General features: G+C 62.1%; 9 protein-coding genes. 2 read left to right on the top strand and 7 right to left on the bottom strand.

What is annotated here, in order from left to right:
- The first annotated feature begins 562 nt into the window (after positions 1-562).
- The gene (locus IBX18_RS25170; protein ID WP_194835955.1) at positions 563-1420 is read left to right on the top strand and encodes a helix-turn-helix transcriptional regulator; all 858 of its coding nucleotides are present in this window, start codon (positions 563-565) and stop codon (positions 1418-1420) included.
- Positions 1421-1432: 12 nt separating this feature from the next.
- Positions 1433-1801, top strand: a complete 369-nt coding sequence (locus IBX18_RS25165; protein WP_194835954.1) for a DUF397 domain-containing protein — start codon at positions 1433-1435, stop codon at positions 1799-1801.
- Between the two features lie 83 nt (positions 1802-1884).
- On the opposite strand, the gene IBX18_RS25160 is transcribed toward IBX18_RS25165, so the two are convergent.
- From IBX18_RS25160 to IBX18_RS25130, 7 genes are read right to left on the bottom strand one after another with little or no spacing between them, the layout of a single operon-like run.
- A complete protein-coding gene (locus IBX18_RS25160) occupies positions 1885-2574 on the bottom strand; it encodes a histidine phosphatase family protein (protein WP_194835953.1) in 690 nt (229 codons plus the stop codon).
- Complete coding sequence (locus tag IBX18_RS25155; protein WP_194835952.1) at positions 2571-3704, bottom strand: glycosyltransferase; 1134 nt, start codon at positions 3702-3704, stop codon at positions 2571-2573. Before IBX18_RS25155 ends, IBX18_RS25160 begins: the two co-directional genes overlap by 4 nt.
- A 4-nt stretch (positions 3705-3708) precedes the next feature.
- On the bottom strand, positions 3709-4833 hold the full coding sequence (locus tag IBX18_RS25150; RefSeq protein WP_194835951.1) for a glycosyltransferase family 4 protein: 1125 nt from the start codon (positions 4831-4833) through the stop codon (positions 3709-3711).
- 10 nt (positions 4834-4843) lie between these two features.
- Positions 4844-5701, bottom strand: coding sequence for an aminoglycoside phosphotransferase family protein (locus IBX18_RS25145; RefSeq protein ID WP_194835950.1), 858 nt, complete (start codon positions 5699-5701; stop codon positions 4844-4846).
- Entirely contained in the window at positions 5682-6620 is a 939-nt protein-coding gene (locus IBX18_RS25140; RefSeq protein ID WP_194835949.1) for a glycosyltransferase, read from the bottom strand. Before IBX18_RS25140 ends, IBX18_RS25145 begins: the two co-directional genes overlap by 20 nt.
- Positions 6617-7630 carry a hypothetical protein gene (locus IBX18_RS25135; protein ID WP_194835948.1) on the bottom strand — a complete coding sequence of 338 codons (1014 nt, stop codon included), beginning with the start codon at positions 7628-7630 and terminating at the stop codon, positions 6617-6619. The genes IBX18_RS25140 and IBX18_RS25135 overlap by 4 nt, the downstream gene beginning before the upstream one ends.
- The gene (locus IBX18_RS25130) at positions 7627-8664 is read right to left on the bottom strand and encodes an NAD-dependent epimerase/dehydratase family protein (protein ID WP_194835947.1); all 1038 of its coding nucleotides are present in this window, start codon (positions 8662-8664) and stop codon (positions 7627-7629) included. The genes IBX18_RS25135 and IBX18_RS25130 overlap by 4 nt, the downstream gene beginning before the upstream one ends.
- Positions 8665-8754 lie beyond the last annotated feature (90 nt).

Below are 8754 nucleotides of genomic sequence, written 5' to 3'. Positions count from 1 at the left end.
GAGCACCGCCAACCCAAACGCCTCCCGCGGAGTCAGGCCGAAGAGCATTGACAGCTGCTCGACTTCCGCGACCGCGTCCGCGACCTGAATCGCCGCCGTGGCTTGCACGAAACTAAACGTGCGACCCGGCAAGAAGCTCACTACCCAGCCCCCTTGGCCAACTGACTTCGCAGTGTGGGGGCTGCGATCGCAGGCAATTAACGCTTGATCTACATGTACTGACATCACGTCCTCGATCCCCGCCGGTCGGAAGCGATAAGTCGCCTCTTGGGCCAGCGAATTGACGAAATCGAGAGCCGTGAGCAGGCGGCCTACCTCGATTTGAGCCAATGTCGGCAAACAGCTCGGACAACTTGGAGAGTCATGGTTTCGACCCACCTAGATGACTCCCGCGTGTTGTGTGCCTAGTTACCTAGGTACTACTACGCACACCGTGGCGCTATATGTGATGTAGATTACGATGTAGGTCTACATAGCACAATACATCCATGGAATGTCCGCCCACATCGGGGTGTCGATGGTGTGCGCTACCCTCGTCGTGCCCGCCAAGAGGAGGTGTTCGATGTCAGATCGCCGTGCAGATCCGTCGGCCGTGAGCTTCTTGATCGGATACGAGTTACGTGTCGCGCGTGATCGTGCGCGCGTTTCGCAGGCTGAAGCAGCAAAAGCCATCGGCTCCAGCACTGCGAAGATCAACTACTTGGAGACCGGGAAGACCCCGCAGCAACCACGCGACATCCGCATCCTGCTGGCCCTCTACGGCGTCGACGAGAAACACATCGAACGAGTCACCTCGTTCGCATCCCGAGCCGATCAAAACCCGTGGTGGACGCCATTCGGCGAGGTCTTGCCGGACTGGTTCAAGACGTTCGTCGGTCTGGAGGGCATGTGCGAGAGCTTGTTTGCGTTCGAGTCGATGAAGATGCCTGGACAGGTTCAGACGCCGGAATATGCCCGGGCGCTGTTCGCGAACAGCATCGCCATTGCGCCACTGGAGGTTGACCAGGTCGTCCGCGCCCGAATGGCTCGTCAGCGGATAACGGACGAATCGGCGCCTCTGAAGTTCCGCTCGGTCATCGATGAGGCTGTGTTGCATCGCACCGTCGGCGGCCCAGAGGTAATGCGAAAGCAACTCCAGCACCTGCTGGACCTGATGAAGCGCGAGAACGTCGAGCTCCACATCATGCCGTTCAGCGTGCCCGTCCATGACGGGATCAACGGCAGCTTCGTGCTGCTCCACTTCCCTGACGATCGAAGCATCGGTTATGTCGAGCACTCGACCGGTGCCCTCTACGTTCAAGATGAGGACCAGCTGCGCTGGTACAAACTGGCCACTGACCGGCTGTGCGAGGCAGCGATGTCGCCAGCAGAATCCGCCGATATGATTGCGAGGCGTATCTCGATGCTTGAAGAGAACTGAACGGAGCGCCCCATGATCACCCGCCCCCTTGCGTGGCGAAAGTCCAGCTACAGCGGCAACACCGGGGGCGACTGTGTCGAGGTAGCGATCGACGGTGCCCTGGTTTTCATTCGCGATAGCAAGTACCGCCGCGTCGAATCGAACGATCCGGCGGCTGAGCCAACCATCATCGTCAAGGCGGACCAGTGGAGTACCTTCCTCGGGACGATCACGAACCGCATGAGCGCTTCCACTGAGCTGACCATCGAGGTGGACCAGTTGGGTGGTGTGAATCTCTGCGCCGCAGAAGGCACCACTCTTCGCTTCACGCCGGATGAGTGGGCCGCATTCACCGCTGGCGTCCTCGACGGCGAGTTTGATCACCAGGCGTTAGCTGCGTGAAGACGCACCGTAATCCATCAGTCCGGTAGGGGGCCGCCTCCTCTCCCTCGGTCCTTGCTTGGATGTCAACCAATGCAGGCGGGTCATGGTTGATGAACGACGTCGTCGATAGATGCGAGATGGTGGATGTCGTTCTGGGACGGCAAGGTCCAGCGGAGTCCTGCGTCGGGTGTGGTCCAGGAGAGCGGTTGTTGCTTCCAGATTGTGAGGCTGGCGTGAAAGGTCGCGATGGCTGCTGTGGATCGGGTGTTGGCGGGTAGGTCGAAGAAGGTGTGAAATGCGGTGTCGACGGTTTCGCCGTGTCCGAGGATGAGGACGCGGTCGCCGTCGTGTTGGGCCAGTATCTGGCGAAGGGCGTGGCTGGACCGGTGGAGGTATTGACGCCATGTTTCACCGTCAGGTGTCAGCGGCCGGTCGGGGGCGAGGGCAGGGATGTCGCCGTATTCGCGGACCACATCTTGCCAGGGGCGTCCGTCAGCGCTGCCGTGGTCTTGTTCGGCGAGTTGCGGAATGACTTCGGGTGTGAGGTTGAGGTGCATGCCGATGATGGCTGCACTTTCCCGTGTGCGCCGTAGTGGGGTGGTGTAGAGGGCGTGGACGGGGTGGTCAAACTGGCGGCATCCGAGCCGCTGTGCGAGCAGCTCGATTTGATATCTGCCGTGCTCGGTGAGGCCGCGACAACCAGCAGGTCCGCCGACGACACCGTCGCGGTTGCAGTGCGCTTCGCCATGACGTGCGATCAGCAGTTCGCCCGGCGCGCTGTGCTGATTCATTGTGTCGTCGTTCGGTTGGCGATGACTTTCTCGTAGAGCTGTAGGCATTGTGCTGCATGGTGAGATGCGGTGAATAAGTGTGAGCGCCGTCGGGCGTTGTGTACGAGTTTGTTCCGATGCTCTGTGTCGGAGATGAGTTGGTTCGTAGCGTGCCCGAGGGCGATGTCGTCTCCGGGGCGGACGATCTGTCCAGCGTCACCGATTAGTTCGGCCATGTTGGCGATATCTGTTGCCAGGACAGGGATTCCGTGGGCGAGGTAGTCGGCGATGGCGCCGCTGCCTTGGAAGGTGGGCTGCTCGCGATAGGGAAACACTCCGAAGGCCGACTTCTGGACGAGGGCCTTGCGGTCCCCGGGTACGAGATAAGCCGGCACGACGACGACCTCGGTTGCACCGTGGTTCTGGCCGGTTCGGATTTCGCGGCTCAGATCAATTCCTGCTTGGTGCGGTTCGTCCCAGAACGGCCCAGCGACTACGACCGTGCCTGGATAGCGGGTGTGCACGCAGGCGCGGGTGAGGGTTGGGATGTCCTTCCATGGCGCGGCGTAGCCGTAGAGACTGGCGAGGGGATGCTGGTCAGCTCGGGCGAGCGCCGACTGCAATTCTGTCGTCGTGTTGGCCCGGGTGTGGGGTGGGATCGTGGTCGGGAGCCAGCTCACGATCGAAGGGACGTCGAGGCGGTGCCGTCGCGCGAGTTGTGTTCGGCCGTATTCGCCGAAGAAGACGAATCCGTCCATGGTGTCGATGGCATTGTCGACGAGAGTTCGAAGGTGCGGGTCGGGGACGTGCGTGGTGAACAGTGTCCAGTCCAGGCTATGGACGTGATAGATCGCGGGCGGGTGTTCCTGCTGTGCCCACAGGCTGGGGAGGAGTTGCTCGATTTCGAGGTTTCCGTAGTGGACGCTGAGCAGGTCGTAGGTCGTGAGATCGATGGTGGCGAGTAGTTGTTCGGCGGTTTCGAGGATGCGCTCGACTGGCCAGAATGCCGATTGCACTGGGTCATAGGGGATTTCATCGCTGCCCAACCGTTCCACTTTTGCTCCCTGGTCACGTAGCGCGGTCGCTAGGACATTCAGGTATGGCGGAAGGCTGCCTTCGCCGCCTGCTGGGCCGATCAGCAGAATCCGCATGGGCTCACTCCTGGAGGAGTTGTCGGTAGTTATCGAGGGTGGTGTCGGCGTTGAGGTCCCAGTCGAAATGGCGCGGCAGGACCGCGCTGGGCGGGGATTGGGCCGTGACGAGGCGGGCCAGATCGTCAGCGTCGCGGTAGGTGCGCCCGCCACCGGTGGCCAATAGCTCGGGGGCGACGCCGAGGGTTTCGGGGAGGAATGCTGGTGTGCCGCAAGCGATTGCTTCGGCGATGGCCAGTCCGAACCCCTCCCATCGGCTTGTTGAGAGGAGCCAGTCGGCGCTGCGAAAAAGAGCGGGCATGTCGGAGTCGTCAAGGTCGTGGAGCACTGTGAGATGAGAAGCGTTGTACGTGACCGGGCAGAAGGCGGCGGAGTGGCCGAGTACCGCGGTGATGGTTGCGATGCCGTGGAGGCGAAACGCGATCTGCTCGAGTAGATCCCAGCCCTTCATCGGCGTGATCTTGCCGACCCACACCAGCCGAATTCGACCGTGTGGGTCGGGGGTGAATGGTGGCACTGACCGACCGGATTCGAGTAGCGCCGAGATCGGCTTCGGGTCGGTCAGCTCGCCGTTGTCGTTGAGTGAGACCTGTACCCCGCTGGCGGGGGAGTGGGCTGGGCCGGGGTGAAATCGTGTGTGGTCGATGCCGTTGTGAACCACGGTGGGGGCCGGGATGTCGTAGGCGTCGCGAAGGTCGCGGGCGGCGTAGTGGCTGACGGCGATCACTCGGTCGGCGTGGCGGAGGAGTTCGCGTTCGTCCTCGGCCAGCGCTGGTGCGCCGAGTGTACGGGCGCTGAATTCACCTCGCACCAGCACCGGTGCACGGCCGGTCTGGTGTTGGGTGAGGTAAGTGAGTAGTTCGGCTTCCCAGGTCGAGCAGTCGATGACATCGGGTTCGATCCGCCACAGTAAATCTGCCACCGCTGCGCGATGCGCCGCGAGGTCCTCGGTGCGCGGCAACGCTACAACCTGCGCGCCGGTGACCGTGACCGGGTCGGGCGTTTCCTGCGTGATCAGAGTGATCTGATGGCCTCGGGAGGCTACCGCGGCGGCGAGGGCCCGATACACCGTGCAGATGCCGCCGCGAGTGCGCTGGTGGAGGTCACGATGGACCATCGCGATATGCACTTTGGTGCTCCTATCCCAGCTGGTGGAGGCGCTGTTGCACTTGGCTCCAGGCGGTTTCGATGAGAGGAAGCCGGGTCGCACGGAGTGGGTTTTCGGGCAGTTCGCGGTGGATACGCAGCTCCCGGGTGAGCACCGTCACCAGATTGAGGACGAAGGGGGTCTCGATGCCGGCCTCGGCTACCGAGGTGTCGATGTGGCTCTTGATCTGCGGAGTGTGTGCACCGAGTTGGGTGTGCAGCATCGCCAGATCGAAGCCGGGCAGAAACAGCCCGGCGAACTCCCAGTCGAGCAGCGTGACCTGATCGCGGTCATCGAGCAGGATGTTGCTGGCCAACGGGTCACCGTGGTTGAGCTGATCGGGTTGTCCTGTTGTCGCGAGAAGCCGTTGCAGGACATCGTGATCGGCGTCGCCGAGATACCCGAGTGTGTGATAGCGGCGAAAGCGGTCGGCGTAGTCGAAGATGACCTCGAATGCCTTCAAGGGGGCCTGCCAGCGGTGCAAGGCCGCGACACTGGACAAGATCATCTCAGCGTGGTGCTCGGTGATCGGTTGTTGCGGATAGCGGTCGGTGTCCACAGGCGTGCCGTCGACCCATTCCAACACCATCAGCCGTGCATTGTCGGTGTCGACGAGTCGCGGAACGCGCACCGGCGGCGGTGTTCGAGCGAAAACCTGGTAGATCTCGAGCTCGTGACGCCATTTCGCCGCCCAGAAGGGATCGGTGTCGAGCAGGAATTTGACGGCGACAGGCTGACCGGCGCGCGTGCCCTTGCCCAATACCGTCTTGTCGGTCTGATGCAGGATGGTGTTGATCTCGACGTCTGCCGCGCAAGCGGCGGTGGCAAGGTCATCGGGCGATGTCGGCACGGTGCTCCTGGATCGAGTCGATGATGCGGGCGGGTAGGTCGGATTCGGATTGGTCGCCGTGCCAGGTGGTTGCGATCTCGCCGATACAGCGCTGGAAGAAGTCCCCGGCCAGTGTGCCGCCTTCGGCGACCACGGTTAGTGCCTGCCAGTACACCACCGCGATGTAGAGACGGAACCGTTGTGATCGCGCCGTCGTCGCAGGCCAGCGCGCCCAGATCCGCTGGGCGAGCCTGCCGAACACCGAGAGTGCGGCAGCGTTGGACATCGTCGCCCCGCACATACTGTGCTGGACGGGCAGACGGTGATAGATCACCGTGGGTTGCGGTACGTGGTGGAATCGGTAGCCGTGCTGCCGGGTCAGCCGCAGCCACATATCCCAGTCCTCGAGCGCTGACAATCCGGGATCGTAGCGGGCGGTGGTAGGTGGCATCCGAACCACGGCCGCATGGACTGAGATGAAGTTGGCCACCGACAACAGTTCGCAGTCAAAGGGGTGCGACCAAAATTCGAGCGGTGGCAGCGGCAGCGCCGGATCGACTCGACTGGTACTCACGGGGCAGATTCCGTAGGCCGCCTCGACGTTTTCGCACTCGATCGCCGCGATCATGGTCGCTAGATGATCGGGCAGGAAGACGTCATCGTCATCTAGTAGCGCAAGGAATTCCCCTCGGGCCGAGTTGATCCCGATGTTGCGGGCACTCGGCAGGCCGCGGTTCACCGGGAGGTTGATCAACCGAGCACACAGGCCATTGTCTCGGGCGAACTCCACTGCGTGCTTGACTTCGCTGCCTCCGTCGTTGACGACGATCACTTCGATCTCGTCGGCAAGATTGCGTTGCCCTGCAACGCTCGACAGCGCTGACCGCAACATGTTAGGGCGGTTGTAGGTCGGAATTACCACACTGACCAGTGGCATCATGACCGATTCTCCTCGCGTTCGACCGGTGCCAGAAGGTCGGATGGGTCGCCACGGTGACGCCATTCGACAACCGATGCCCGGGCCGCAAGTTTCCGGACGAGCCTGTGCGCGTCGGCCCGGTACTCGTGCACACCGCGTTCACAACGGGGCAGATAGCGCTGGTTGAGATTTCGGTCGAACATCCAATCTGTGCGCACATGCGGCATCAGCGCGCTCACCGGATCAGCGATCTCTGCGCGTCCGGTACCGCCGCTGGCGTAGCCGGCCAAGACCACCAGAACACTCGGGTCGGTGCCGCTGTCGCCGAGGTCGAACTCGACCGGGTTTTGTTGTCCGAGGCCGCGGAATGTGTAGAGCACCCGCCGGTCGATTCCGTAGACATCCTTGCGGTCCTTGCTGCGGTAGGCATCGATCTCTAGGCCCTCGACGTCCCAGGGCCGGGGAAGTTGGCACTCCAGGTCGAGATACGTGCCGATCTTCAGAGGTATCGGCGTCGGCAGCGACGTCAACTTCAGCGTCGGCCGGGAAGTGCCCATGTCGGAATAGACGATCAAGTGGTCGTTGGACAGGTAGCGCATGCCATGCGACAGAACCGACTTCAAAGCAATAGTCGTTTTGCCGCTGCCTTTATCGCCCACGATGACGATCACCCTGTCGTCGTCGGCCACCGCCGAGGCGTGCAACATGATGTAGTGCCGCTGTTCGCAATAGTCGATCAGCACCTCACGGACAGTCTTGCGTGCCGTGATCGCCAAATGGCGAGGATCTGTAGCGTGCAACTGGATTCGCTGGGATTGCGGTTGTGCCAAATAACCGACACCCCAATGGTTTACGGCCATGTCCGACGTCAGTGGAGCGACCATCGCCTCGACTGTCCAACTCGGCAGAGGGGGATCAGTCTCACAGACCATCTGATAGAACTCGCCCAGAACATCGAGAACCGCTTGGCTATTGGTGATCAGGTTGACTTGAACCAGTCCGAGATGACAGGTGCGGAACCGCAGATTCATACCGCGACCTCCGCGCGCGGTGTCTGGGCGTCCCGCACAACCGCAGCGATCCCGTCGGCCAGCCCAACCTTGGGCTGCCAGTCAAGCACCGTGCGGGCCCGGCTGATTTCCATCACCATCCGGCGCGCGTCGCCGGGTACTGCCGGGACAAACCTCGGTGCCATCGCTGTTCCAGCAACAGTGCATACCGCGTCGAAAACCTCTTTGATACTGGCCTCTTGGCCCGAGCTGATGTTGATCAGTCCCCGTCCACGACCAGTGCACGCCGACACGACCGCCTCGGCGACGTCGGTTACATAGACAAAGTCGCGAGTTTGCTGACCGTCTCCCGAAATGTGGGGCGGCCTACCTTGAACGACTGCTGTGGCGATGCGAGGGATCACGCCGCTGTTGGCACCGATCTGTCTGGGGCCGTAGACGTTTCCGATCGCCAACGCGACATATGCAAGCCCGCGATGGCGTTCGAACAGGTCCAGATAGCGCAGGGCGGTGGCTTTACTCAGCCCGTACGGGGAGGAAGGCGTGATCGGTGTCTGCTCGGTGACCGGCAGGCAGTCCGGCCGAACCTGGCCGTAAATTGCTGCGCTGGCGGCAAATACCACCAAACCCACGTCTGCGCGAGTACATGCCTCCAACACGTTGACGCTGCCCCTGATGTTGATATCGGCGTCCACCAGCGGCGAACGCAGTGCGGCGGGCAAGCTCGCTTGCGCGGCCAGGTGTACAACCACATCCGGATGCCACTCCGCGATGACGGCCGTGCAGTCGCGGCTGCGGACATCAGCGACGTGGATGTCGCTGTCGGACAGGCCGAGTGCCATCGCTTCGCGGAGCTGGCCAATATTGCCGGTCGACAAATCGTCGATCACCTGGACCCGACTTCCCGTCCGCAGCAGTCGAGCCACGACCCGACTTCCGATGAAGCCCGCGCCACCTGTGACGGCAACCCGAGTCGCCCCCGGTAGTCGACGTGGGCTGTCTGTCGTGTTATCGCCGCAAGCTCCAGGCTGCGGCTGATCTTGTTCGTTGGTCATCCCCCGTCCCCTCCTCTTTTGTTCGAGGTCATGGGGTTGGTTCGGCCGGTTGCCGAACTCCTCTAGACAAGTAGGTCTCGATGATATCTG

This window comes from Nocardia sp. XZ_19_369 (assembly GCF_015355715.1).
In the GTDB taxonomy this organism is placed as follows: Bacteria; Actinomycetota; Actinomycetes; order Mycobacteriales; family Mycobacteriaceae; genus Nocardia.
This window is presented reverse-complemented; position numbering and strand designations above follow the sequence as displayed.